The sequence below is a fragment of the Corynebacterium striatum ATCC 6940 genome (genome assembly GCF_000159135.1).
In the GTDB taxonomy this organism is placed as follows: domain Bacteria; phylum Actinomycetota; class Actinomycetes; order Mycobacteriales; family Mycobacteriaceae; genus Corynebacterium; species Corynebacterium striatum.
Map to the genome: position 1 here is coordinate 96,748 of NZ_GG667531.1, position 25,223 is coordinate 121,970.

Sequence of the window (25,223 nt, forward strand, 5' to 3'; positions counted from 1 at the left end):
CCATGATGCGACTTCACTCCATCGAGTTCCACAACGTCCGCGGCGTTGAGCACCTGCGCGTCGACGAGCTTCCGGAAACAGGCGTGGTGGTCATCCACGGTGAGAACGAGGCCGGAAAGTCCACCATCGTTGAGTCCATTGACACCGTACTGACGGAGAAGCACTCGGGCGCCTCGAAGAAGATTAAGGCGCTCAAGCCGGTGCATCGCGACGCATCACCAGAGGTCAGACTTGAGGCGACCGTGGGCCCGTATCGCTTCCGCATTCACAAGCGGTGGCTGAAGAAGAAGATCTCTGAGCTCCACGTTCTTGAACCGCGCCCCGCGCAATTTACCGGCGGCGCGGCCGATGACGAGCTCGACCGAATCCTCTCAGAGCATCTGGATCGCCAGCTTCTCGACGCCCTCTTCTTGCGCCAGGATGACCTAGGTTCCGGCGTGGCTGCGGTCGGCATTCCATCGGTGACCAGTGCGCTGGAATCTGCTTCCGGGATGGACACGGCTGTTGCTGAAGACTCCGAGCTCATCACGCGAGTACAGAAGGAATATGAGAAGTACTTCACCGCACGGACCGGGGCGCCGGCCAAGGAGTATAAGGACGCGCAGACCCGGGTGAGCGAGGCCGAGTCTGTGCAACAAGATGCAGAGCAGGCATTACACCAGCTTGACGACGTCGTGATCAAACACGAAGCTGCCCAGCGAGCCAAGGCGGAGGCTGAGCAGGCTTTGCCGGCCGCTGAGACAGAACTCGCCCAGCGCGAAACTGAGGTCGCGGAGGCTAGAGCAGCACTGGAGAAGATCGAGGCTCAAAAAGCAGAGCTTTCTCGTGCCGAGGCTGAACTGGAGACTGCACGCGAGGCCGTGGAGCGGCGCCGCGCGATGGCACAGGACGTGGCAAGCGCAGCAGAGGCAGTCGAGGCCTTGGCGGCCAAGGTCGAGGAGCTTAAACTGAGCACCGCGCAGGAAGAGGAAGTCCGTGAGCAGCTTGCAGGCAAGCTCGCCGAGGCACAGAAGTCTTATGAAGCTGCCCGCAAGCAACTGCAGCTTGCGCGCCGCTACCATGAGAAAAAGCAGTGGGAGGCGTTGCGGCAGCGCCTTGCGGGGCTAAAGGAACTCGACGCTGAGCTCAAGCGCCGCCGCAGCCAACTTGCCGAGGCGCCTGAGGTGGGCGATCTGCGCGCGCTTGAACAAGCAGCCACTGAGGTAACCGTCCAGGAACGGGTTCACGCCGCTGCCGCTGCCAAGCTCGTGTTTAGCGGTGAGGGCGCCTTCGTCGTCGACGGTGAAGAGCGAAATGTGCCTTCCGAAACTGGCAGTGAGGCTACCGATGCAGGTGCCACCGTTCAGCTGCGCGACGGAATGGCCTTCGAGTTCGGCGCGTTGCGGGCGACGTATCAAGCTGGTGCAGGTGAGGCATCAGAAGATACCCTGCAAAATGTGCGGGCCCGGCTCGCGGAACTTTTGGATGCGGCCGGCTGCGAGTCGGTCGAGGAAGCCCGCGCGAAAAACGACGAGTACCAGCGTTTGCGCAGTGCCGTGGAGCAGGCACAGCGGGAGCTTAAGGCTGCTCTTGGCGCCGATGATTTGGGCGAGCTAGAAGCCCGACATGCGGCCCAAGCGGACAGCTTTGAAGGGGTAGCAGAGCTGGAGGAACAGGGCGAGCAGGACCAAGTTTCTTTGGTGGATGCGGAGGCAGAAGAGGAAGCGGCACGCGTTGCTGTAACCGGCGCTGAGAAGGAACTTGCTCCGTACCGGGAGAGTTCGACAGCAGCGGTGTTGGCCGGTGCCCAGGCTCGTCATGAGGCGGCCGTCGAACATCATGATTCAGCCGACGCAGCGCTGCAGAAGGCTAGGGAAGTGGCAACGGACGCGGCGCTGGACTCTGCGGTTGCAGCGGCGGAGGAGAAGCTCACCCGGCAACGCGGAGTCTTGGCCGAACTTAGCGCCGTGGACGTCGATACTGTGTTTGCGCTTTATGAGGGGGTTAAGGAAGAGGTCCGGAGCCTGCACAACACCGTGCACGATGCGGATGGTGATATGCGTGAATACTCCGGCCGCATCGAGATGCACTCGGGCGTGGCGGAACGGCTCGAATCTGCGAACGCAGAACTGGAGATTGCTCGGGAAGTGCTGGCCGCGGTGGAAAAGCGTGCCAACGCAGCGCGATACCTGCGGGAGCTCTTGCTCACGCACCGCGATGCGGCACGTCAGCGCTACGCGCAACCCTTCGTCACCAAGCTCAACGGGCTCGCCCGTAAGGTTTTCGGTGGCGACGTGGATTTCGAACTTTCTGAGGAGCTTGTGGTCACGGCGCGCAGCCGCGATGGTCAGACCGTAGATCTTGGTTCCCTCTCGGGCGGGGCCAAGGAACAGATGGCCATTCTTACGCGCTTTGCAATAGCGGGATTGGTGCAAGATGACGGAGTACCCGTTATTGTTGACGATGCTCTTGGATCTACCGACTCGACTCGACTCAACCTTATGGCCACGTTGTTTGCTCAAGTGGCCAAGCACTCCCAAGTATTGGTGTTAACATGCATGCCACAGCGATATGCACGTGTACCCAGCAGGGTAGAACTGGATATAGAAGCGTTAAAGGGATAGCTTTCTAATACCTAAACGAATGTGTAAAGTTGTTGACATGACTACAGAAACTCGGTGGCTAAACGAAGAAGAGCAAGAGCTGTGGCGCCTCATCCTCGGTTCTATTCGCAAGATTAACCGCGGCATGGAGGAAACCCTCATGGCTGGGGGCGAGGTCTCAATGTCAGAGTTCGCCGTTCTCGTTGCACTTTCCGAGGCAGAAGGCAATGAGCTGCGTTTGCGTGAGCTTTGCGCGGACTTGGAGTGGGACCGTTCACGTACCTCCCACCAAGTAACGCGTATGGAAAAGCGTGGTTTGGTCACAAAGTCCAAGAGCGTCGGTGATGCGCGAGGCGTCATCGTTCGTATTACCGATGAGGGCCTTGAGCGTCTCGAACGCGCCGTGCCCGAACACGTAGAGTCTGTGCGCCGCATAGTCTTTGACCATCTCAACGAGAAGGACATTCCATCCCTTGTTAATTTCTTCCAGGGAATTCTCGCAGTCAACAACGTGCCTGGGTATGACGGCTTCGTTCCGGACGAACTGCTGCATGGCAGGTGCACCGTGGATGAAAAGAATTAGTTATCTCAGCAGGCTCTTACCTGCTTTAGTGTTTTGTGGGGCAATCACCACCTAAGGGAGGAATCACCATGATGGGGCAAGAGCTCTTTGAGCATCCCAAGTCGCAGTACCCGATTTATAACGTTGCGGTCCTAGACGGGCTAGGAGATCCCGAGTCGCACCTGAATGGCACTGCCTCTGAAGCGGAGTCCGCTGCGATGGAGGAAGCCCTCGACAAGTATCCTGATGCCGCGATTACTTTCGACGAGGAATCGGGCCACTGGATAGTCGGCGCAGAGGCAGATATAAACCGTATGTTCGCTGATAGGGACGCCTTCGTGGAGGCGTTAGAGAACAATGAAGACCCCGGAGTGTAAATCTTGCCAATTCGGTGTCAATAAAACGGTGGATAACTACGAATTCATAACGATCTACTGCTAAAGTTATCCGCAGTGATTTCTCTTGCTAGGCGGAGTGTGCCTAGCGGTTTCAGGCGCAGTGAAAGGAAACAACGGATTATGAACGAATACGAGGCACAGGAACAGCGCGAAGCAGCTGCACGTGACAAGGCTGACGGCTGGGTTTCCGTGTTTGTCCAGTGGATCCCTAACATGCTTTTCGCATTCGTTCTGGTTACCGCCATGTTCCTCGGAATGTACTACATCGAGCACGGCACCCTTGATATCACCCAGGAGATCGTAAACCCATTCATCAAGTAGTACTTGGAGAACTCAAAGCTCAATAGCTAAATATTAAAATGGCGGCCCATCTTCTGGACCGCCATATTGTTGTTTTTAAAGCCTGCCGCAATTAGTGCTGCTCGTTCGGATCGTTGTCCGCGTCTTCCTTGGTCTCGTGGATGGTGCCCTAAACGTGATCCGGGGCGGCGTAGATGGAGTAGAGCTTTACCGGCTCGGAACCCTCGTTGACGAAGTTGTGCCACTTGCCAGCTGGTACGAAGACGACAAAGTCGTCTTCGACTACCTGGTCGATGTCCAGGTTGTTCTTGTCTTCACCAATCATGATGCGGCCCTGGCCGGACTCGAGGCGCAGGAACTGGTCATGGTCATCGTGGACCTCCGCGCCGATTTCGCCGCCGTCCTGCCATTGCCTCTTATGCCGTTCGGACTTTTTGTGGTTGCGCATGGATATCACGCCGAAGGCGATACCGATGACGATGGGCACCCACACCTTCGAGTTATTGAGCAAGAAAACCATCCACTCGGGCAGCGGCGGGAGGTCAGGGAAATTGATGTTCGGCCAGTTGATGTCTGGCCAATCGATACTGATGGTTGGCAGATGGATTTGGGGAAGCTCGGGGAGATCTGGCAGATCTGGCCAGTCGATGTCGGGGATAGGCAGCAAGTCGAAAAGCTTGCGCAGGATTGGGCCGAGCACGATAACAGCCAACGCCCATCCGCCTTTACCAAGGCCTGCAAGAAGGGGATAGGCCACGCGTTTAACGGGGCTTTGCTCCATCTCTTCGCGACGCTGCGCTCCACGGCTGCCAGCTGGTGGCTCAAACTCGACCACCTCTGAGCCGTTGTGATAGGTCACCTCGATCAACTCGTCGAGGGCATTCGCGTGGAGCTTGAGGTGCGGCTTCGTGCGGTTGACAAGCTCTATGCTGCGTAGCTCGTCGGTATCGATTTGTTTTAGTGCCACTCGCGCCGAAGACAACGAGGTGTACCTTCCAAGGACTTCGCTATCGAGGCAAACTTGCACGCGAATAGGTGGATTATTAATGAATGCCCGGATTCTTTCTTTAAGCGGCATGTTGGCGTCCAGGGCGGTGTATTCTTGCTCGCTCGGTTCTTGCGGCCAGTCTTCATAAGCTTCAGCAAACTCCACATCTGGGCCGACCGTGACTTCGAGTTTTCCGGCCTCCGGATGGTCAAGAGTCCACGTTTCCATGATCTAGGCCTTCCTTCCTGTTAACCAGCTGCCCAACCAAGCAAGCAGGACGACTTCAACTGCGTAAATCCACGTACCGGTGTTGTAGTAGACCTTGGTAGAAAGCCAGAACATAAAAGCCGCAATGAGCGGAAAGGACAGCGTATAGCGGAAGAGCCGGCCATCCAGCATGCCCAATGCCAACGCCATCACTGGCAGCAGCACCAGCATGGACACAGTCGCTGTACCCCCACTAAGAGCCGCGCCCACAATCCCCGGCACCACGAAGAACGCTAACGCGGTTGCGATAAACGAGAGGTAGGCCTGCTTCGGACGAGACGTCGAATCCATGGCCCTGACCTTACAGCCCGCGGGATCATTCTTAGGAATGATTCTTTGACTTCGAGCGGCAGGGGGATTCCTATCGAAATAGATTGAAAAGAATTCGCTGTCTTTGACCTAAAGTCTGCCTAATGTCTGAACTCTTAACTATGAGTTGAAAGATAAGGGGCGAAGGTAAAACCCTCGCCTGCTGGGGTTGAACGCCGAGAAAGCGAGGGGAGAAATTGTGCCCCCGACAGGGATCGAACCTGCGACCTTCGGTACCGGAAACCGATGCTCTAATCCGCTGAGCTACGGAGGCAAAAGATATGCGGCATGCGCCAGATATCAACGATGTGATTCTAGCGCATGCCGCCATCAAGTAGCCAATGCGGGGGCTACTTAGTGGTGTGGCGTCTAGCTAGCCTGGCTACTTCACGATGACCACGATGAGGTCGCGCGGACCGTGGACGCCCTCCACACGGGAGAGCTCAATGTCAGAGGTAGCAGACGGGCCGGAGATCCACGTAGCGGGGAAGTCCGGGTTAATGCGAGAGACCATCTCCGGAACTCCGTAGACGATCTGGTCCTTGCGCACGATGCAGACGTGACGATCCGGAACCAAAGTTAGGGCGCGGCGACCACACAGTGGGCCGGCTTCTAGCACGATGGTGCCAGTCTGTGCCGAGGTGACGTGGGACTCGGTCAGCACAGCATCAACGGTGTCGAGTTCGCGCGGATCCGAAGTTGGATCGTCAGGGGTGAAGGTGGCGTTGGACGTGATGGCGTCGATAAGCGCTGCGTCCATTCCCTGAGCGTAGGTGACCTTGGAGCATTCCTTGTTAGTGAAAATCTGGGAAATGGTCTCTGCCAGCTCAGCCTCGGTGGTCACGTGGACTTCGGCCTTGTAATCCTCGAGGCGTTCCACAAGCATGTCACGCAGCTCGTCGGCATTGAGCGTGCCCTCGGTGTCGTACTCACGCGGTGCCTCCACGTGATCGGACAAGCCTGCCTGCTTCTGCGCGGTGCGAATGCGCTTCAGGATCTCTTCTTTGGCGGTACTCACTTGATGCCCTCCTTCTTGGCCTGGGCGAGCAGTTCTTTAGCTTCATCGGAGTCGAACCACTGACGGAAAGACTTCTTTGGTGGAACAGCAGTATCGCGGGCATCGGACCACCCGGACAGGAACAACGGGAGCTTGTCCATCACTCCGTTGAATCCGCCGAGAACGCGGCCCAGCGCAACCATGTGCGTGACCTGGTTCCAGATCTTCGGGTGACCCCAGACCAGCTGAACCACACTGAAGAGCTTGGACTCGACTGGTGGGGTAGCGTGGGTGACCTTTTGGTGGCGGTTCTCCAGGATGACCTCAGAAAGCGGAATCTTCACCGGGCAAACCTCGTCGCAGCGTCCACACAGGGAGCATGCATAAGGCAGGCTGGCGGAAGGATCGTGGTGGTCCTTCATACCGGTCAGCTGTGGGGTCAGGGAGATGCCAATCGGGCCAGGGTAAACGGAGCCGTATGCGTGGCCGCCGGCGCGCTCGTAGACCGGGCAAACGTTAAGGCAAGCCGAGCAACGGATGCATTTGAGAGCCTGGTGGCCAATCGGGCTGGACAGGGCAGCGGTACGACCGTTGTCCAAAAGAATCAGGTGGAAGTTCTTCGGGCCGTCGTTTTCAGTTACGCCCGCCCACATGGAGGTGTATGGGTTCATGCGCTCTGCTGTGGAAGAACGCGGCAGCAGCTGCAGGAAGACCTCAAGGTCCTGGAAAGTTGGCACGAGCTTTTCGATGCCCATCACGGTAATCAGGGTCTCCGGCAGGGTCAGACACATACGGCCATTGCCCTCGGACTCCACAATGTTGATGGTGCCGGTCTCGGCAACGCCGAAGTTAGCGCCGGAGATGGCAACCTTGGCCTTCATGAACTGTTCGCGCAGGAAGGTACGAGAAGCCTCCGCGAGTTCGGCTGGCTCAGCCTTTAGGGATTCATCCGTGTGCGGCATTTTGTTGACGAAGATGTCACGGATTTCGGCACGGTTGCGGTGGATGGCCGGAACCAGGATGTGGGAGGGCTTATCCTCGCCCAGCTGAACGATGAGCTCAGCCAGGTCGGTTTCGCGGGCATTGATCCCTACGGACTCGAGGTGCTCGTTCAGGCCGATTTCCTGGGTTGCCATGGACTTGACCTTGACGATGTCGGTCTCGCCGGTCTCGCGGATAAGGCCCTCGATGATTTCGTTGGCTTCCTTAGCGTCGCGTGCCCAATGGACGATGCCGCCGCGCTTGGTTACCTGCTCCTCGAACTGCTCGAGAAGTTCCGGCATGCGGGCAGCAACGTCTTCTTTGATTGCGGAGCCGGCGTCGCGCAGCTTCTGCCAGTCCGGCAGCTCTTCGACGGCGTTGGCACGCTTATTACGAATGGTGGTGGTGGCGTGGTGCAGGTTACGACGCTGGGTCGCGTTGTTGAGGCCAACGTGGGCGAGTGGAACGAATGCCTTCTCGCCGCGGAGGTTGCCGTAGCCCTCCGGCGCGCGAGGCGGGGTGGTGTCGAGGAAGGAAGTCATTAGAGCATCTTCTCCTTGGAGTAAGCGGCCGTCTCAGGGGTCCAAGGGTGTTCCTTGGTGGAGGCCAAGATTTCAGCCATGTGCAGCACGCGAACGCCGCTGCGCTGGCGCGCTAGTGCGCCGCCGATGTTCATAAGGCAGGAAGAGTCACCGCCGGTGAGGTACTCGGCTTCGGTGTCCTTCACGTGGCGGGTTTTGTCAGAAACCATGGCCTGGGAGACCTCTGGGTTCTTAAGTGAGAAGGTGCCGCCGAAGCCACAGCACTCTTCGACGTTTTCGAGCGGCACGAGGTCGATTCCCTCGACTTTGCTCAGCAGCTGGTACGGGCGGTCACCGAGCTTCAGGAAGCGCAAGCCGTGGCAGGAATCATGGTAGGTGACCTTGTGCGGGAAGAAAGCGCCGAGATCGGTGCGCTGCTCGATGTCCACGAGGAATTCGGGCAGGTCCAAGGTCTTCTGGGAGGCCTTTTTAGCGCCATCCACGTCAGCGGAGGAGCCGAACCGGTCAGCAATTTTGACGTGTTGCTCACGAACTGCGCCAACACACGAGCCAGAGGCGGAAACCACGTAATCGATGGAAGGATCTGCGAACGCGTCCGCGTAGCTGCGGATCATGCCCAGTGTTTCCTTCTGGTAACCAGTATTGATGTGCATCTGGCCGCAACAAGTTTGCTCTTCTGGGAAGACCACTTCGTGGCCCAAACGGGAGAGGATTAGTGCGGTTGCCTTGTGAGCGTCCGGGAAGAGGGCGTCACCAATGCACGTAGAAAAAAGTGCAATTCGCATGCTTGCGCTCCTTTAACTGCCCAGTATGTGCCATGGAAGTCAGCGCGTACTTGGGTGGGCTAATTTTTATGGGTGTGCCTTAAATAATACCGATAAAAACGCAGAATTTCATAGTGAAAATGCCGTCTAGCGGCGGTTATTCTGCAACACTAATGTTGCGAAATTTATTACGTGCGCAAACCACTACCGCCGTGCGTCTCGTGGGGAACTTGTGGTTTCTGATGAGTGATGCGTCACTTTAAGGCAATATACCTTTTGGGGGTAGACAAAAGTCTCCCCATCGCGCGGCTGTAATTGCAGCGGATGCGGAGACTTTCTTTAGGGGCAGAAGTTTTAAGGAACCAGGAAGCCCAACGCGTTGGTCATGAGGAACACAATGACACACACGACGGCCAGGAAGACGAGCGAGTAGCCCACGACTGCCTTGAGGATGCGGGACTCCTCGCCCTCCATCTGAACTGCCGTTGCGGCGATGGCCAGCGACTGCGGGGAGATCATCTTGCCCACAACGCCACCGGCGGTATTCGCCGCCAGCATGAGGTCTGGGTTGACGCCGATGCGTTCTGCAGCGGTGACCTGGAGGTTGGCAAAGAGGGCGTTGGCCGAGGTATCCGAACCGGTAACTGCAGTGCCGATCCAGCCCAGCACCGGCGCGAAGAGCGCGAAGATGCTGCCCGCGGAGGCCACGAATTCACCGATAGAGATGGTCTGGCCGGAGTAATTCATGGTGTAAGCCAAAGCGAGGACCAAGATGATGGTCAACGCAGAGAACTTCATGCGGGAGCAAACCTCACCGAACTTTGTCAGTGGGGCAGACTTCGGCAGGTGGTAGTGGCCGTTCTCGTTGAAGATCCAGAAGATGATGGCCACGATGAGTCCGGAGATGAGCAACAGCGTGCCCGGGTTGCCAAAGACATTGAAGCTAAATGAGGTGTCCATTACCTTGCCAGCAGAGTCAAGGACTGTGCCATCCAGGCCCGGCCAGGCGAACTTAATCTTCCAGAACCCAAAGAGCTTCGGAGCTGCGGTAGCTACCGCGAAGACTGCGGTCACGACTGCGTAGGGCAGCAGCGCCATCCAGATGCGGCTGCCGGACAAGTCGGTGACTGCCTCCTGCGCCGGAATACCCATGCGCTCACGCAGCTCCGCAACGCCCTTTGGCTTCCACATGCGCAGGAATAGGAACGCGCAGCCCAGCGAAACGATGCAGGCCACAACGTTGGTGAGCTGGTAGGCAAAGAAGTTGGCCGCAGCCCACTGCGCGATGGCAAAAGAAAGGCCAATGACGCCAGCAGCCGGGGCGGCTTCCTTGAGGCCGCGGACTCCATCCAAGATGAACAGGATGAAGAAGGGGACTGCCGCTGCAATCAGCAGCACTTGTAAGGAAATAAGACCTGCGATATCAGCAGTCTGCTCGGCGGTACGGCCGCCCACCTCACCGGCGGTGGTCACTGGAATGCCCACCGCGCCGAAGGCAACCGGCGCAGTGTTTGCGATGAGCACCGTCGTGGCAGCCTTGAGTGGCTTGACACCCAGCGCCAGAATCATCGTCGCGGTAATCGCCACAGGGGCGCCGAAGCCGGCGAGAGCCTCAAGCAGGCCGCCGAAGCAAAACGCGATGAGGATGGCCTGGATGCGGATGTCACCGTCGCCAAGCAGGTCGAAAGTCTTGCGGAGATCCTCAAAACGCCCAGAGGCCACGGTGATCTCGTAGAACCAAATGGCGGTGATGATCACCCAGACAATCGGCAATAAGCCAAAGAGGCCACCGCGTGCGGCGGAGGACAGCGCCATGCCCGTGGGCATGTCGAAGCCGAAGATAGCAATGGCGAGAGCCACGATGAGTGCCACAGCACCCGAGGTATGTGCGCGAGCCTTAAAGCCCAGCAACATGATGAAGAAGGCAATGAGAGGAAGCGTCGCTACAGCAGCGGAAAGGCCGAGGCTACCGCCGATGGCATCCGTCGATATTTGGAAGGTGTTCATAGTTACCCAAGTCTCTAGAAGGAAAACGAGTGTTTTATTTAATACACAGTCTTTCTAAAGCCTAAAACTTGAGCGAACCTTTTCGCGTAAGTTTCGCAATAAAAGGCATATGTCACACAAGTTGTTTGCTGTTATAAATGACCCCAACGCGTGCCTGATGCTGCTCATGTCAGCGCGGGACGATAGACTTTGACGCTATGAATCCCGTAGATCTTTCTGTGCTTATTAAAGAGACCGCAGTCGCTGTATTGAGCGAACACGAGCTCGACACCGCCGTCCTTCCTGAGACCGTGACCGTGGAGCGTCCGCGCAATCCTGAGCACGGCGACTACGCCACCAACCTTGCCCTGCAGGTAGCCAAGAAGGCCGGCGTGAATCCGCGCGAGCTGGCCACCTGGCTGGCCGAGGCGTTGGCTAAGCACGACGCCATTGACGTCGCCGAGATCGCAGGCCCGGGCTTCCTGAATATCCGCCTGGCTGCCGCCGCACAGGGCGCCATCGTGGACCAGGTCCGCCAAGCAGGCACTAACTACGGCCACAACGATGCCTACAAAGGCCAGAAGATTAACCTCGAATTCGTCTCCGCTAACCCCACCGGCCCGATCCACCTGGGCGGCACCCGTTGGGCAGCCGTGGGCGATTCCCTCGGCCGCGTGCTCGAAGCCTCCGGCGCTGAGGTAACCCGCGAGTACTACTTCAACGATCATGGCCGCCAGATCGACCGCTTCTCCAACTCGCTCGTGGCTGCGGCCAAGGGCGAGCCGACTCCGGAGGACGGCTATGGCGGAGAGTACATCCAGGAGATCGCAGCCAACGTCCAAAACCAGGTCCCCGATGCACTCGAGGGCACCGAGGACGAGGTCCGCGAGAAGTTCCGCGCCGCTGGCGTGGAGATGATGTTCGCGCACATCAAGGAGTCCCTGCACGAGTTTGGCGTTGACTTCGACGTCTACTTCCACGAGAACTCCCTGTTCGAGTCCGGCGCCGTTGACAAGGCCGTGGCGCACCTTAAGGACAACGAGAAGCTCTACTTCGAGGACGGCGCCTGGTGGCTCAAGTCCACCGACTACGGCGATGACAAGGACCGCGTGGTCATCAAGTCTGACGGCGACGCCGCATACATCGCTGGCGACATCGCCTACGTTGCTGACAAGTTTGACCGTGGCCACGACCTCGCTATCTACATGCTGGGTGCGGACCACCATGGCTACATCGCCCGCCTGCGCGCCGCCGCTGCCGCCATGGGCTACAACCCAGAGCAGGTCGAGGTTCTCATCGGTCAGATGGTGAACCTGCTGCGCGACGGCAAGGCTGTGCGCATGTCCAAGCGTGCTGGCACCGTCATCACTCTCGACGACCTCGTCGAGGCCATCGGCGTCGATGGTGCACGCTACTCCCTGGTGCGTTCTTCCGTGGATCAGTCCATCGACATCGACCTGGGCCTGTGGGCTTCCCAGTCCTCCGATAACCCTGTTTACTACGTTCAGTACGGCCACGCGCGCATCTGCTCCATCCTGCGCAAGGCGCAAGAGCTGGGCCTTGACGCCGCGGCTATGGCAGATGCAGATCTCGCGCTTCTCACCCACGAGAAGGAAGGCGATCTCATCCGCACCTTGGGCGAGTTCCCTGAGGTTGTCTCCACCGCAGCGACCTTGCGCGAGCCGCACCGCATCGCCCGCTTTGCCGAGGATCTTGCTGCTGTGTTCCACCGCTTCTATGACCAGTGCCAGGTGCTGCCGAAGGCAGGGGAGGAGACGCAGCCAATCCACATCGCACGCCTCGCGCTTGCCGACGCCGCCCGTCAGGTCCTCGCCAACGCCCTCACCATGGTGGGGGTTAGCGCGCCGGAGAAGATGTAAATGGATTTTAACGAGCTGCCAGCGCACGTCTGGCCCCGTAACTCGCGCCGCGAAGAAGACGGCGTGGTTACCGTAGCCGGCGTCCCGCTGACGGAACTCGCCGAAGAATACGGCACGCCACTCTACGTCTTTGATGAGGATGACTTCCGCTCCCGTTGCCGCGACATGGCCCGCGCCTTCGGCGGCCCTGAGCACGTGCACTATGCCTCCAAGGCTTTCATCACCAAGCGCATCGTGAAATGGGTCAACGAGGAAGGCCTGTGCCTTGACGTCGCCTCCCTCAACGAGGCCAAGGTGGCGCTGGCCGCGGGTTTCCCACCGGCCCGCATGACCGCCCACGGCAACAACAAGGAGCGCGAGTACCTCGAGCTGTGCGTGGACAACGAGATCGCGCACGTCGTCCTCGATAACGAGGGCGAGCTGGCGCAGCTCAACGAGATCGCGCGCGCCGCTGGCCGCGTGCAGCCGGTGATGATCCGGGTGAAGCCGGGCGTCGACGCCCACACGCATGAGTTCATCGCCACGTCCCACGAGGACCAGAAGTTCGGCATCTCCCTGGCCACGGGCGCGGCTTTCGACGCTGCCAAGGCTGCCCTCGAGTCCGAGAATCTCCAGCTCGTGGGCCTGCACTGCCACGTGGGTTCCTCCGTGTTCAACGCTGAAGGCTTCAAGCTCGCCGCAGAGCGCGTGCTCTCGCTTTATAAGCGCATCCACACCGAGCTGGGTGTAGCACTCAAGGAACTCGACCTAGGTGGCGGCTTCGGCATTCCGTACATGGAGTACGAGGAGGCACTCGACGTCGCCAAGCTGGCTCAAGATCTCCTGGCAGCCGTGGAGCGCACCGCGCACGAGCTCGACATCGAGCCGCCCTTCGTGCTCGTCGAGCCGGGCCGCTCCCTCGTGGGCGCAAGCGCAGTCACCGTCTATTCCGTGGGTACGGTCAAGGACGTGGAGACCGGCAAAGCCGAGCTGCCTATCCGCCGTTATCTTTCCGTCGACGGCGGCATGTCCGACAACATCCGCCCAGCGCTCTACGAATCCGAGTATGACGTGCGTGTAGTCAATCGTTTCACCGACGGTGAGCCCGTGGACTCCCGCGTGGTGGGTTTCCACTGCGAATCCGGCGACATCTTGGTCAACGAACGCAAGCTTCCGGGAGACATCACCACCGGCGACCTGCTCACGTTCGCAACCACTGGCGCCTATCAGTACATGATGGCGTCGCGCTACAACGGCGCACTGCGCCCGGCCGTGGTGTCGGTGCGCAATGGGCAGGCAAATCTGATGCTGCGTCGCGAGACTGTCGATGACCTTTTGGCTCTCGAAGTCAATTAAATTCACTTAAAATCCACTGGCGGTGGGGCCATGACCAAAAGGTTTGCCCCTCCGCCTTCCTATATGGGGCCATGATTTGGATCCCTAAACCCAAAACTAGACAGCTCGTTCTGTATAGTGTGGTTAACAATTTCAGTACCGACGAATGAGGGACGATATGACTTCACAGACCAAGATTCGCACCGGCAAGGGCGAGGGCGAAGCAGTAGGTATTGCACTGCTCGGTTTCGGCACTGTCGGCGCCGAGGTCTTCCGCCTGCTGGGGGAGAACGCTGATGCTTTTGCACATCGCATTGGTGGTCCCGCAGAGATTCGTGGCGTAGCTGTCCAAAACAAGAACAAGCTGCGCCCAGGCGTTCCTAAGGACCTACTTACTGACGACGCCAAGGCGCTAGTCATGCGCGACGATATCGACTTGGTCGTCGAGGTCATCGGCGGTATTGACTACCCGCGCGAGCTGCTGCTGGCCGCGCTCAATGCGGGTAAGTCCGTGGTGACCGCGAACAAGGCTCTGGTGGCCGCGCACGCGGACGAGCTGGCTGAGGCTGCCGACCGTGCGGGAGTCGACCTCTACTTCGAGGCAGCCGTCGCAGCCGCCATCCCGGTGGTAGGCATGCTGCGCCGCTCGCTGGCGGGTGACCAGGTGCAGCGCATCTCCGGTATCGTCAACGGCACCACCAACTTCATCCTGGATGCGATGGAGACCACCGGCGCTTCCTACGAAGATGCGCTGGCTGAGGCCACCCGCCTGGGCTACGCGGAGGCAGACCCGACCGCCGACGTCGAGGGCCATGATGCCGCTTCCAAGGCAGCGATCTTGGCTTCGTTGGGCTTCTACACCCGCGTCACCTTTGATGACGTCTACTGCGAGGGTATCTCGAGCATCACCGCTGACGACATCGCCGCTGCGAAGAAGGCGGGTTACTCCATCAAACTGCTTGCCATCTGTGAGCGCTTGCGCGACGAAGATGGCAACGAGTCCGTCAACGCCCGCGTCCACCCGACGCTCGTCCCGAAGGATCATCCGTTGGCTTCCGTGAACAAGTCTTATAACGCAATCTTCGTCGAGGCAGAGGCAGCAGGTTCTCTAATGTTCTACGGCAACGGCGCAGGCGGTAATCCTACTGCTTCCGCAGTGCTTGGCGACGTCGTCGGTGCCGCCCGCAACATCGTCCACGGCGGCCGCGCACCAGGGGAAAACACCTACGCCAACCTGCCGATTGCTCCCTTCGGTGAGGTTTCCACCCGTTACCACATCGACATGGAGGTCGCAGACCGCACCGGCGTTCTGGCGGCGATTTCCGCGCTGTTTGCCAAGCACAACGTCTCCCTGCGCACCGTGCGCCAGGAGGACGGCGACGACACCGCACGTCTCATCGTGGTCACCCATGCGGCCACCGAGGCTGAGCTCGAGGCCATCGTCTCCGAGCTGAGCACTCTCGACGAGGTCAAGGCAGTGCACTCCGTTATCCGCCTGGGCGGTGAAGCCCTGTGAGCATCGAGCTAGAGGTCGGCACCAAGGCCATCGTCACGGTTCCAGCCTCCTCGGCCAACTTGGGCCCAGGCTTCGACACGCTCGGAATTGCGCTGAGCCTGTACGACACCGTCGAGGTAGAGGTCACCAACTCTGGTCTTGAAGTGGAGATCTTCGGCGAGGGCGCCGAGGACCTGCCGCGTGACGGCTCCCACCTGGTAGTCAAGGCAATCCGTTCGGCCCTCAACGTTGCTGATGTTTCCGCGCCCGGCCTGCGCGTGGTCTGTAACAACAACATTCCGCAGTCCCGCGGCCTGGGTTCCTCGGCGTCGGCAGCCGTAGCAGGCGTTGCCGCCGGCAACGGACTTGCAGGATTCCCGCTTACCGAGCAGCAAGTAGTGCAGCTTTCCTCGGCTTTCGAGGGGCACCCAGATAATGCCGCGGCATCGGTTCTGGGCAACGCGGTGGTCTCGTGGACCACGGTTCCCGTCGATGGCCATTCCCTGCCGGAGTACAAGGCGGTCACCGTGGATGTGCATAAGGACATCAAGGCAACGGCATTGGTGCCTAACTTCCACGCATCGACCCAAGCCGTGCGCCGCGTGCTGCCATCCCACGTCACCCACGGCGACGCAACGTTCAACGTCTCGCGCACCGCTGTGCAGGTCGTAGCGCTTCAGAACTACCCGGAGCTGCTCTGGGAAGGTACGCGCGACCGCTTGCACCAGCCTTACCGTGCCGACGTCCTACCGGTGACCTCCGAGTGGGTCAACCGTCTGCGCAACCGTGGTTTCGCGGCCTATCTTTCGGGCGCCGGCCCTACCGCCATGGTGCTGCACACCGAGCCCATCGACGAAAACATCTTGCGCGACGCGCGCGAGGCCGGCCTCCGCGTTATCCCCTTGGAGGTCGCGGGGCCGGTCGAGGTTAAGGTCGTTCAGGCTTAAGAAGACCGCTTCACGTGCACGCAGCAGGTTCCGTTGCCAGACTTCGGAAGCAGCGTAAGCTGGAGGCGGTTTCCTGCGTCTGCGGCTGATTGCTCGAGGAAGCCGTCGTGGATAGCACACAAGAATGGGGAAGGCTTGATGCCTGCGGTCACGAATGGGCAGGCGTGCAGCTCCATTTCCGTGTGGCCCTTTTCCTCAAGGTCGGCGTTTGAGGCAGTAGGGTCGAAACCCATGTCACGCATCTTGCGGTAAAGCGGGGTCAGCGCATTCGCGGAAGCGTACTGGTCCTGCTGCGTGGAGTTGGCCCACTTACGGCCGATTTCCCGGGCTTGTTCGGAGGCGAAGTCATTAAGCTGGTCTTTGTCCGCGAGCATCTCTGCTAAGACACTGATCAAGGTCACGTATTCCTCGGCCACCGAGCGATTGTCAGGGATGCGTACCTGGAAGATAAGCGAGGGACGTCCGCGGCCCTTGGCCGGGGCCGTAATAACGCGCACGGCGCCCACGTGTACGAGCTCGTCTAGATGGCCGCGCGCGGTGTTGACATGCATGCCCATGTCTTGGGCGATGTCTGCTGCGCGAGCTCCCTGGGGATATTCCTGCAACGCGTTGAGAACCTCGCGCTGCTTTGGGGAAAGGCGCAGCGCCTCGGGAAAAAGTTCAGTGGAAGAACGCGGAGCTTGGGTGGGCATGTGTTTACCTCGGTGAAAGTTTTTGACGTGAATTTATTAGGGTAATCAGTTGTTAAAAACGACGATACAACTACAACCCGTAAAAAATACAAACTAGCGAGTGCGATATATGCCACTACGTGGAGCGACTTCCCCCTAATTAGTGAGGATAGAGCAGTGGACTTGCCCGCCGACGACGAGCTTTGTTGCCTCGGTGACCGAGATTTCGGCGTCTACAGATTGCCCGCCCAGGTCCAGGGTAACGACGGCCCGGTCCAAGGAGATAGCTCGCAAATCCAGCACGGTGGCAGTGATGCTTCCGGAAGGGGAAAGCACGACGTCGCTGTTGCTTAGGATGAGCGTTGTGTCGCCCTGCGGATCGGGCTGCAGCGCGCCTGCAACCTTGTTGCCGCGGATGACGCTGCGGCCAAGTAACTGCGCCACGAAGCGGTTGGGCGGAGCATTGACGACGTCCTGGCGAGGGGCGTGGGCAAGAATTTCGCCTTTTTCCACCACCGCGATGTCATCGGCCAGGCTGAGAAGATCGAGAACATTGTGGGTGACGAGGATCGTGGTGCGGTCGTGCGCCGCGGCAGCAAGCAGGCGGCGCCATTGTGCGGCGGCAGCGGCGTCCACTGCAGCCAGGGGTTCGTCGAGTAGCAGCACTGCCGGCCGCGCGGCCAAAGCGCGCACCAAGGCGGCTTGTGCTGCTTGTCCACCGGAGAGGTCCCGCACCTTGACGTGGGCGATCTCATCCAACCCTGCAGCGGAAATGAGCTGCGCGGTAACGTCCTCGACATCGGTGACCATGGTGATCGCCTCGGTCACTGTGGACAGCGGCGGCAATGCGGGCTTCTGGGTGAGCATGACGCTTTCAGAGGAGTCAGCGATGCGGCGCAGCAGCGTTGTCTTGCCAGCGCCGTTAACGCCCACTACGGCGGTCGTGGCATGGGGCCGGAACGGTGTGAGTTCGCGGCTTTGCTGCGGCTTACTTAGCTCGCGGAGCTTTTCGATATCAAGTGGGCCTTGCGCGTGTGCCCGTGGCGCTGGTTCCTTGCGCAGCAGCGTGGGCAGGCCCGCGAGTGCTAAACAAAGCACGGCCAGGCCGATGAGCACGGCGGAGAGAGCATAGGCGTTGTCCGTGCTGACCTCGCGTTCTAAGTAGATGCCGCTTGACATCGTGCGCGTAATACCTGGCGCCGAACCAGCGAAGGTAATCGTGGTGCCAAACTCGCCCAGGCTGCGCGCGCAGGCCAGAACGGCGCCGGTAAAGATGGAGGGCGCAATGGTAGGCAGCGTGATCTTCTGCCATACCGCCCACCGTGACATTCCCACCCGGCGCGCTGAGGTGGATACCTCCTGGTCAATGTGGCGTAATGCCGAGTCCACCGCCACCACCACGAAGGGCAGCGCCACGAAAGTATGCGCTGTGACCACACCGGCAAAGGCAAAGGCGAACTTCAAGTGGAGGGCGTCGAGAAGCGGGGCCAAGAGCCCGCGCCGCCCGAGTGCCGCGCTTAGCGCTAGGCCGCCCACCACTGGCGGCATGGCCAGCGGAAGGTAGACCAGCAGGCGCACAGCCTGGCCCATGTGTTTGAGGCCGTGGAGCCACATGGCGAGCCCGACGCCCAGGAACGTGGCAAGGACGGTGGCCAAAACTGCAGAACTCAAAGTCACGCGCAGCAAGTCGTGGGTGGAGTCTTGACCGACGACCGCCCCGAGACGGGACCACGGTACGCGCGTTGCTAGTGCCACGACGGGAATAGCAACGTATAAAACCGCCACGGCGCCCACGATGGCGAAGGGCCACGGGGCGCGAGTGGGGGTTTCGTGAGAAGCCATGCAGAGCAGTTTAGTCGGCGGGTTGGAAGCCGTACTTCGTCCAGGTTTCATCAAAGTCGTCGGAGAGCGTATCCAGTAATTGCTCGGCAGCGTCGCGTCGCTCGGAGTGCGTGACCACGGCGCCCATAATCTTGTTGCGGTACTTCTCAGCGCCCTCGATGGGGATGACCTCGAGGTCTGGGTTGGCCGCGGCGTCCGTGGAGTAGACAAAGCCGGCGTCGGCTTCGCCGCTGGCGACCTTGCCCACGACGTCAGCTACCTGGCCTTCTTGCGAATCGGGAGTGATGGTGAGGTGGAGGTCCTCCATGATCTTGTCCGCGATGTCGCCGCAGGGCACGGACGGATCGCAGCGCACGAAGTAGTCGTCCTCGCGCAAGTCTCGGACCGAGGAAATCCCTGCCGGATTACCGGGTGGGACCACCATGACCATGGTGTTGGTGGCTAGCACGCGGGGCTTGTCCACATCGCCGTTGTCCACGGCTTTGTCCATGGTCTTTTCTGAGGCCGTGATGAGGAGGTCTGCCGGTGCTCCTTGGTGAATCTGCTCGACGAGGGATGCTGATCCGCCGTTGTTGAAAAGCACTGGGGTGGTGGCCGTGAGGGCATCGTTGAGCACACGCGTCGAGGACGCGGCAAAAACGTTGAGTTCCGCTTGGTCGCTGGCGCAGGCGCTCAGCGACGAAGCCGCAAGCGCCGATGCAATGAGCGGGGTAAGGATCTTCTTCATGGCTATCTAACTTACGCCAGCACTAGGCGGTGCGGGTGAACTTGATGTGGAAATCTTGTGGTTCTTCCTTGAGGTAGGCAAGGTCGAAGGACTCCTCGCGTGCCTCAATCTCCTTGAGCAGTGGCACTGGGTTGTGCGGCGCGATGAGGATCATCGATTCGCCAACGTTGAGGGTGCCGAGCGCGCCGTGGATGGCGCCGTGGCGGACTGCGTGCGGAATTTCAGAGGCGTTCAGGGTAGGGATGTCGTTGCCTTTGTGCGCATCAGAGATGGGCAGTTGCATGTTATTCCTTTCGTTGGAGGTGCTCGAAAGCGTTTCGAGTTTCACCTTAGACCCAATATTAGTACGATAAAAGTTGTGAAAAATAGTGCGCATCGTTTCGTGTTTCTGGCATTCGCCGGCGCGGCGTTGCTCGTCGGCCTTTTCGCCGGTGCCTCACTGCTGGGCGTCGCCCCAGCCAGCGCAGTAACCAACGCCCATGGCCCGCTGATGGTGTTCGGTTTCGTGGGAGGTGCCATCGGCTTGGAGCGTGCCGTCGCGGTGAAGAAGACGTGGGCCTGGGCGGGCCCGGCCTTCCACGTGCTGGCAGTGCTAACGCTCCTCGCCGGGGTAACGCGACCCGTACCCGCGGTGTGCTTTGCACTGAGCTTCCTCGTCCTGGGCTTTATCTATCTGGAGGTCCATCGCCGCCAGCCCACCCTCGCTGTCCTCGTCCAGGCTGCCGGCGTGATTGGGGGAGTCGCCGCTTCCTTACTGTGGGCGATGACGCCCTCCTTTGCTACGGCCATGCCGCTGTGTGTCCTCTACGTCGTTGCCACCATCATCGGCGAACGCATGGAGCTCGCCCGCGTGACCATGGCCGGCACTCGCGCGGAAAACCTCATCACTGCATTGATCCTCGCCCTGGCAGCCGCGGGAGTTATCTACATCCTCGTACCCGCAGTGGGCTACCGCCTGATGGGTGCGCTTTTGCTCGCCATCTCCTGGACCACTGTCCGCGTGGACGTGGCCAAGAACCTCGTGCGCGCTAAGGGGCTGCCCCGATATTCCGCAGCCTGCATGCTGGCCGGTTACTTCTGGCTGGCGTTAGCTGGACTGGCGTGGCTAGGCATGGGGCAGGACAGCGGCTTTAGCTACGACGCTTCGGTGCACACCATTTTCTTGGGCTTTGTCATGTCCATGATCTTTGCGCACGCACCGATCATCTTGACGTCTGTCATTCGAAAGAAGCTGCCCTATAACCCCGTTCTCTACGGGCCTGTGGTGCTACTGCACGCGGGCCTTATGGTGCGCGTCGGCGCGGATATCGTTGCTCACACTGGGGTGTATCAGGTAGGCGGTATGACTAACGTGGTGGCGGTGCTGCTGTTCGTTTTAAGTGGCTTTGTTTTGACCATCCGGGAGGCACGACGTGCACATCGCTGACGTATCTTTAGCCGCCCGCGGACGCTGGCACACGATCGCAGCGAGCGTCATTGGCTTCTGGGTGTTGGTGGGCGTTGCCATCAACGTGGCAGGAAATCTCGGTGCCAACGTGGTGTGGTGGGATCTCATTCACCCGTTCACGATTGGCGCGATGACCACGGCGATCACCGTGTATTCCACGCACTTTACTGAGGCACTGACCCGCATGCAGGCCCGTGGCTACAAGTCGGTGGCCTGGCGCGTGGCGCTAATTCAGGTGGGCTTGGTCCTCCTGCTCGTCGATCGTGCGGGCTATGATTGGGGCCCGCTTTCCGACGCCGCCTCGCTTCTCATCATCGTCACCTTCTTCTGGCACGCGTGGGACATCTACCGCGCGCTCAAAGGTTCGCTCGCGGGTTCTTTTGCCGTGACAGTACCTTTCTACATTGCTGCCGCCGTGTTCTTGATGGCCTCAGTCGTGATGGTCATTTTCGCGGCTAACGGCGTGGGCAACTACTCACTGCTGGTCGCCGCGCACTCCCGCGGAATGGTGTGGGGCTTTGCCTGGCTGACCATCCTCGGAACAGTGGTCACGCTGCTGCCCACGCTGTCGAGCACCAAGATCGCCCCGGCAGCGCGCGCCCGCTGTTCCCGGGCACTTATAGTGCACTGCGTAGGCCTCGCCCTCGCGGTGGGGCTTTACGCAGTGGGGCTTACTCGGGCAGCGGGCATGGCCCAGTTGCTCGTCGTGCTCGCCGCAATTTACATCATTCAGCCCATCCTGGCCACGGTGGTGGCGGGAAACCCGCAGCAGACCACGGCGACGGTCTCGGTCGTCGCCGGACTGTTGTGGATGCTCAGCTTATGCGCTGCGGACGCGGTGTGCGCCGTAATCGGCGTCTACCCCCGCGCGGTGACGTTGTTGCTCATGCCCGCCTTCGTCGGCGCTGGCCTGTTGCAATTGGTCACCGGCGTGCTCCATCACCTCCTGCCCACCCTGTTGGGCGGCGGTCCGGCGAAAGTCACACTAGGGCGAAAAGTCGCTGACCGCGGCGGTTATGCACGTTTGGTGCTTATCAACTTGGGCGCAGTGTTGTGCTTACTCGGCGCGGATGTTGCCGGGCTTATCATGATGGGGCTTGGCCTCATCACCAACGTCTTGGCCATCGTAGTGGCCGTTTACAAGCAGAAAAGACTGGAGAACTAAATGCTCAGCGTTTCTTCGAATCAATCTCCGAAGCCGCCGGCTCAAAACAATTGGGCTTCCTGGTTGCTCATCGGCATTGCCCTTGCCGCGATTATCGCGCTCGCGGTGTTTAATAGCACGGGCAAGGCGCAAAGGGCGTCGGAAAGCGCGGGCGTGGAAGCGACCGTTGTCGACGTCTCAGTCTCCGGCATGGCCTTCGTCCCGGCCTCCATCGACGTGCCACAGGGCGCCCACCTGGTGGTCAACTTCACCAACGACGGCGACCAGGTCCACGACCTAAAGATTGGTGACAACGAGACCGGCCGTGTGGAGCCAGGCAAGACCGTTGAGCTCGACGCAGGCATCATCAATGAATCCACCCAGGGCTATTGCACCATCGCCGGGCACAAAGCACAGGGTATGGTGCTCCAGATAAACACGACTGACGACGCCGCGGGAGCTGCCAGCACCGCAGGCTCTGCAGGCACAGCAGGCGATGCTCAGCACGAGCACCATCACTCTGCGAGCCACCCCGACGTACCGAGTGCAGCGGAGCGCACCAAGAAGCGCGACGACTTCAAGGCTTTCGATGCCCGCTTGGCCAAGGCCGAAGGAACCACCCACGAGGAGACCTGGACCATGACCGAGGAAGAGGTCGAGGTCGCACCCGGGGTAAAACAAACGCGGTGGCTATTCAACGGCCAAGCCCCAGGGCCAACCCTGCGCGGCAAGGTAGGCGACAAGTTCAAGATCACCATCAAGAATGAGGGAACGATGGGCCACTCCATCGACTTCCACGCCGGTGAGGTCAATCCGGATGAGAACATGAAGTCCATCGACCCAGGCCAGTCGCTAACCTACGAGTTCACCGCTAACCGCTCGGGCATCTGGATGTATCACTGCTCCACGGCGCCGATGAGCCTGCACATTGCCAATGGAATGGCGGGCGCCGTCGTTATCGATCCAGCTGAACTCAGCGATGTGGATGCCGAGTACGCCATGATTGCCTCTGACATCTTCCTAGGCGACGAGAACGGTGCCGACGCCGACCGCGTCTCAAACGGCGAGTACGACCTGATGGCGTTTAATTACTATCCGAATCAGTACGACCTTGAGCCGCTGCATGCCAAGGTTGGCGATAAGGTTCGCATCTGGCTGCTCAACGTGGGCCCAGACCAGCCGTTGTCCTTCCACGTAGTCGGCGAGCAGTTCGACACCGCGTATAAGGAGGGCGACTACCTCATTAAGGACCGTCGCGATTCGGGTTCGCAGGCGCTGGATCTGCTTCCCGCGCAGGGCGGCTTCGTGGAGATGACGTTTAACGAGCCGGGTACCTACAGTTTTGTCAATCACATCATGACCGCGGCCGAAAAGGGCCAGCACGGAAAGATTGTGGTCACGCAGTAGTGCTTAGACAAAAGGAGCGAGGAAGAAATCTTCCTCGCTCCGTTAATCGATCTAGTGCTTAGGCACCGTGGGCAGGAGTCTCGTTGGCGTCGAGCTGCGCGCGGTGGGAACGCACCGGCTCCCACGCAGTGTGCGAGCGCATATCCGTGGTGCGCTGGTCGCGGGAACGGTAGACCACGTACGGACGGGTGACGTAGCCAACCGGCGCTGAGAAAGCGTGGACCAGGCGAGTAAAAGGCCAGACGGCGATGATGGTAAAACCACACAAGACGTGGACCTTGAACTGCCAGGGAACATCAGCCATCCACTCCGGGTGGATGTTGAAGATCAGCAGCTGGCGCAGCCACGGCGAGATGGTCTCGCGGTAGTCATAGCCTTGTGGTCCGCCGAAGACCTGGGTGCTAAACGTCGCGATGGTGCCAGACAGCAGCGCTAGCGCCAGGAAGAAGTACATGACCTTGTCCGAGCTCGAGGTGGACAGGAACACTGAGCGATTAACGATGCGGCGGTAGAGCAGACCCAGGAAGCCAAGAATCACGGCGACCGCCGCGATAGAGCCAGGGATCGTCGCTAACAGGTGATAAGCGTGGTCACTGATGCCTACCGCACGCGTCCACGACTTTGGGAAAGCTAGGCCCATCAGATGGCCGATGACCACGAAGACCATGCCCCAGTGGAACAGCGGGGAGGAAAGGCGCAGCAGCTTCGATTCATAGATCTGGGAAGAGTGCGTGGTCCAACCGAATTGGTCGGTGCGCCAGCGCCAGAAGATGCCGACGAAAAACGCGGCGATGGCCAGCCACGGGAAGGCACCCCATAAAAAGTTGTTGAAATAATCCATGAGTGCTCCTTAAACGAGATCAGGTTGAGCAGTGGGGAAAGGAAGATCAGCAATGCCCACCATCTCAGCTGGAGGGCCGGTACGAATGAGATCGACGTATTTCTGAGCGGTTTCGGCATCTACCTCCGGCAGCGCCTTGCACACGGCGACGATTAGGCGCACATAAGGCGAATCCTGTTGTGAAAGTGCAGCACGCAGCACCTCTATGCCCTCGCGATAGCTCGCCAGCATCTCAACGGCGCGCGCATGGTCTTTGCCCTCGGCGAGTCCTAGCGCTTCCAGAACCACGCAGAGGTGGTCCGGCAATTCATTTTCTGCCAGCTGGAAACCAAATGACTCAAGCTGTTGGGAGAAAGACAAGATGGCCATTCCGCGCTGCCGGGTATCGCCGACGGCGTAGTAGGACAAAAACAGCGAGCAGCGGCGACGCTGATCGAAGGTCTCAACGTAGTGCTCCTGCAGTGCGCGCAGCCCCGCGGTACGGGCGGCGTCGATAAAGCCCATGAAATCCGTTGCCAGCGCCATTGGTAGCTGGTCGAGCTGGTCCTGGACCACGTCCAAATGGGAGAGAAAATCCTCCTCCGGGTAGCGCAGCAAGACGCTGGCCGCCATGGCGACGATACGCCGCTGGGTCTCATCGACCGCCACCGGTGTCACGAAGTCAGTGGGGACCTGGCCGGTGTGCGTGCGTGCCGTGCGCTTGACATCGGCAGCTCCGCCCAAAGAGCCGATGCCGGCAGGCACACCGCTGACGGTGCCGAATCCTGCCACGGCGTCATCTTGCGGAGGTTGAGCCGCACGGGCGGCAAGTTTTTCAAAGATATTCATCTTT

General features: G+C 59.8%; 22 protein-coding genes, 1 tRNA gene and 1 pseudogene. 11 read left to right on the top strand and 13 right to left on the bottom strand.

Going from position 1 to position 25,223, the window contains the following annotated elements; genetic code table 11:
* The first annotated feature begins 2 nt into the window (after positions 1 to 2).
* The 4 genes from HMPREF0308_RS11975 to HMPREF0308_RS11990 all read left to right on the top strand — a co-directional run bounded on the left by HMPREF0308_RS11975 (position 3) and on the right by HMPREF0308_RS11990 (position 3,863).
* Entirely contained in the window at positions 3 to 2,603 is a 2,601-nt protein-coding gene (locus HMPREF0308_RS11975; RefSeq protein ID WP_005531985.1) for an AAA family ATPase, read from the top strand.
* Positions 2,604 to 2,640: 37 nt separating this feature from the next.
* Positions 2,641 to 3,165, top strand: a complete 525-nt coding sequence (locus HMPREF0308_RS11980) for a MarR family winged helix-turn-helix transcriptional regulator (RefSeq protein ID WP_034657594.1) — start codon at positions 2,641 to 2,643, stop codon at positions 3,163 to 3,165.
* A 68-nt stretch (positions 3,166 to 3,233) separates the two neighbouring features.
* Positions 3,234 to 3,521, top strand: a complete 288-nt coding sequence (locus tag HMPREF0308_RS11985; RefSeq protein ID WP_005531991.1) for a hypothetical protein — start codon at positions 3,234 to 3,236, stop codon at positions 3,519 to 3,521.
* A 141-nt stretch (positions 3,522 to 3,662) separates the two neighbouring features.
* Positions 3,663 to 3,863, top strand: a complete 201-nt coding sequence (locus HMPREF0308_RS11990; protein ID WP_005531992.1) for a hypothetical protein — start codon at positions 3,663 to 3,665, stop codon at positions 3,861 to 3,863.
* A gap of 148 nt (positions 3,864 to 4,011) precedes the next feature.
* Here HMPREF0308_RS11990 and HMPREF0308_RS13430 read toward each other — a convergent pair.
* From HMPREF0308_RS13430 to HMPREF0308_RS12025, 7 genes and pseudogenes are all read right to left on the bottom strand, one after another.
* A pseudogene (locus HMPREF0308_RS13430) lies at positions 4,012 to 4,242 on the bottom strand (cupin domain-containing protein); the annotation flags it as partial.
* Between the two features lie 819 nt (positions 4,243 to 5,061).
* On the bottom strand, positions 5,062 to 5,388 hold the full coding sequence (locus tag HMPREF0308_RS13050) for a hypothetical protein (protein WP_005531995.1): 327 nt from the start codon (positions 5,386 to 5,388) through the stop codon (positions 5,062 to 5,064).
* Positions 5,389 to 5,606: 218 nt separating this feature from the next.
* A tRNA-Arg gene (locus HMPREF0308_RS12005) sits at positions 5,607 to 5,680 on the bottom strand.
* Positions 5,681 to 5,788: 108 nt separating this feature from the next.
* Positions 5,789 to 6,424, bottom strand: a complete 636-nt coding sequence (locus HMPREF0308_RS12010; protein ID WP_005531997.1) for a LutC/YkgG family protein — start codon at positions 6,422 to 6,424, stop codon at positions 5,789 to 5,791.
* Positions 6,421 to 7,926 carry a LutB/LldF family L-lactate oxidation iron-sulfur protein gene (locus HMPREF0308_RS12015; RefSeq protein WP_005531999.1) on the bottom strand — a complete coding sequence of 502 codons (1,506 nt, stop codon included), beginning with the start codon at positions 7,924 to 7,926 and terminating at the stop codon, positions 6,421 to 6,423. The genes HMPREF0308_RS12010 and HMPREF0308_RS12015 overlap by 4 nt, the downstream gene beginning before the upstream one ends.
* Positions 7,926 to 8,711 (bottom strand): (Fe-S)-binding protein, encoded by a 786-nt coding sequence (locus tag HMPREF0308_RS12020; RefSeq protein WP_005532001.1) that lies wholly within the window; start codon positions 8,709 to 8,711, stop codon positions 7,926 to 7,928. Before HMPREF0308_RS12020 ends, HMPREF0308_RS12015 begins: the two co-directional genes overlap by 1 nt.
* A gap of 333 nt (positions 8,712 to 9,044) precedes the next feature.
* Entirely contained in the window at positions 9,045 to 10,697 is a 1,653-nt protein-coding gene (locus HMPREF0308_RS12025; RefSeq protein WP_005532002.1) for an L-lactate permease, read from the bottom strand.
* A 197-nt stretch (positions 10,698 to 10,894) separates the two neighbouring features.
* On the opposite strand from HMPREF0308_RS12025, the gene argS reads away from it, so the two are divergent.
* From argS to thrB, 4 genes are all read left to right on the top strand, one after another.
* Positions 10,895 to 12,556 carry an arginine--tRNA ligase gene (argS, locus tag HMPREF0308_RS12030; protein WP_005532004.1) on the top strand — a complete coding sequence of 554 codons (1,662 nt, stop codon included), beginning with the start codon at positions 10,895 to 10,897 and terminating at the stop codon, positions 12,554 to 12,556.
* The gene (lysA, locus tag HMPREF0308_RS12035; protein ID WP_005532006.1) at positions 12,557 to 13,891 is read left to right on the top strand and encodes a diaminopimelate decarboxylase; all 1,335 of its coding nucleotides are present in this window, start codon (positions 12,557 to 12,559) and stop codon (positions 13,889 to 13,891) included.
* A gap of 157 nt (positions 13,892 to 14,048) precedes the next feature.
* On the top strand, positions 14,049 to 15,386 hold the full coding sequence (locus tag HMPREF0308_RS12040) for a homoserine dehydrogenase (RefSeq protein ID WP_034657595.1): 1,338 nt from the start codon (positions 14,049 to 14,051) through the stop codon (positions 15,384 to 15,386).
* Positions 15,383 to 16,312 (top strand): homoserine kinase, encoded by a 930-nt coding sequence (gene thrB / locus HMPREF0308_RS12045; protein WP_005532011.1) that lies wholly within the window; start codon positions 15,383 to 15,385, stop codon positions 16,310 to 16,312. The genes HMPREF0308_RS12040 and thrB overlap by 4 nt, the downstream gene beginning before the upstream one ends.
* On the opposite strand, the gene HMPREF0308_RS12050 is transcribed toward thrB, so the two are convergent.
* The 4 genes from HMPREF0308_RS12050 to HMPREF0308_RS12065 form a co-directional block, all read right to left on the bottom strand.
* Entirely contained in the window at positions 16,309 to 17,004 is a 696-nt protein-coding gene (locus tag HMPREF0308_RS12050) for a helix-turn-helix transcriptional regulator (protein ID WP_005532012.1), read from the bottom strand. The two genes, thrB and HMPREF0308_RS12050, sit on opposite strands and share 4 nt — an antisense overlap.
* A 135-nt stretch (positions 17,005 to 17,139) precedes the next feature.
* Positions 17,140 to 18,825, bottom strand: a complete 1,686-nt coding sequence (locus tag HMPREF0308_RS12055; protein ID WP_005532015.1) for an ATP-binding cassette domain-containing protein — start codon at positions 18,823 to 18,825, stop codon at positions 17,140 to 17,142.
* Between the two features lie 10 nt (positions 18,826 to 18,835).
* Positions 18,836 to 19,552: a molybdate ABC transporter substrate-binding protein gene (gene modA, locus HMPREF0308_RS12060; protein ID WP_005532017.1), complete on the bottom strand. Its 717-nt coding sequence runs from the start codon at positions 19,550 to 19,552 to the stop codon at positions 18,836 to 18,838.
* Between the two features lie 22 nt (positions 19,553 to 19,574).
* Entirely contained in the window at positions 19,575 to 19,835 is a 261-nt protein-coding gene (locus HMPREF0308_RS12065) for a DUF2249 domain-containing protein (protein WP_034657596.1), read from the bottom strand.
* Positions 19,836 to 19,934: 99 nt separating this feature from the next.
* Here HMPREF0308_RS12065 and HMPREF0308_RS12070 point away from each other — a divergent pair, with 99 nt between their 5' ends.
* Genes HMPREF0308_RS12070 through HMPREF0308_RS12080 form a run of 3 tightly spaced genes read left to right on the top strand, consistent with a single transcriptional unit; the run spans position 19,935 to position 23,550 of the window.
* On the top strand, positions 19,935 to 20,978 hold the full coding sequence (locus HMPREF0308_RS12070; RefSeq protein ID WP_005532020.1) for a hypothetical protein: 1,044 nt from the start codon (positions 19,935 to 19,937) through the stop codon (positions 20,976 to 20,978).
* Positions 20,965 to 22,164, top strand: coding sequence for a hypothetical protein (locus HMPREF0308_RS12075; RefSeq protein WP_005532022.1), 1,200 nt, complete (start codon positions 20,965 to 20,967; stop codon positions 22,162 to 22,164). The genes HMPREF0308_RS12070 and HMPREF0308_RS12075 overlap by 14 nt, the downstream gene beginning before the upstream one ends.
* Positions 22,165 to 23,550: a multicopper oxidase domain-containing protein gene (locus HMPREF0308_RS12080; protein ID WP_005532024.1), complete on the top strand. Its 1,386-nt coding sequence runs from the start codon at positions 22,165 to 22,167 to the stop codon at positions 23,548 to 23,550.
* A 58-nt stretch (positions 23,551 to 23,608) separates the two neighbouring features.
* On the opposite strand, the gene narI is transcribed toward HMPREF0308_RS12080, so the two are convergent.
* Both narI and narJ read right to left on the bottom strand, forming a co-directional pair.
* A complete protein-coding gene (gene narI, locus HMPREF0308_RS12085) occupies positions 23,609 to 24,391 on the bottom strand; it encodes a respiratory nitrate reductase subunit gamma (protein ID WP_005532026.1) in 783 nt (260 codons plus the stop codon).
* Between the two features lie 9 nt (positions 24,392 to 24,400).
* Positions 24,401 to 25,219 (bottom strand): nitrate reductase molybdenum cofactor assembly chaperone, encoded by an 819-nt coding sequence (gene narJ / locus HMPREF0308_RS12090; RefSeq protein WP_005532027.1) that lies wholly within the window; start codon positions 25,217 to 25,219, stop codon positions 24,401 to 24,403.
* Positions 25,220 to 25,223: the final 4 nt, after the last annotated feature.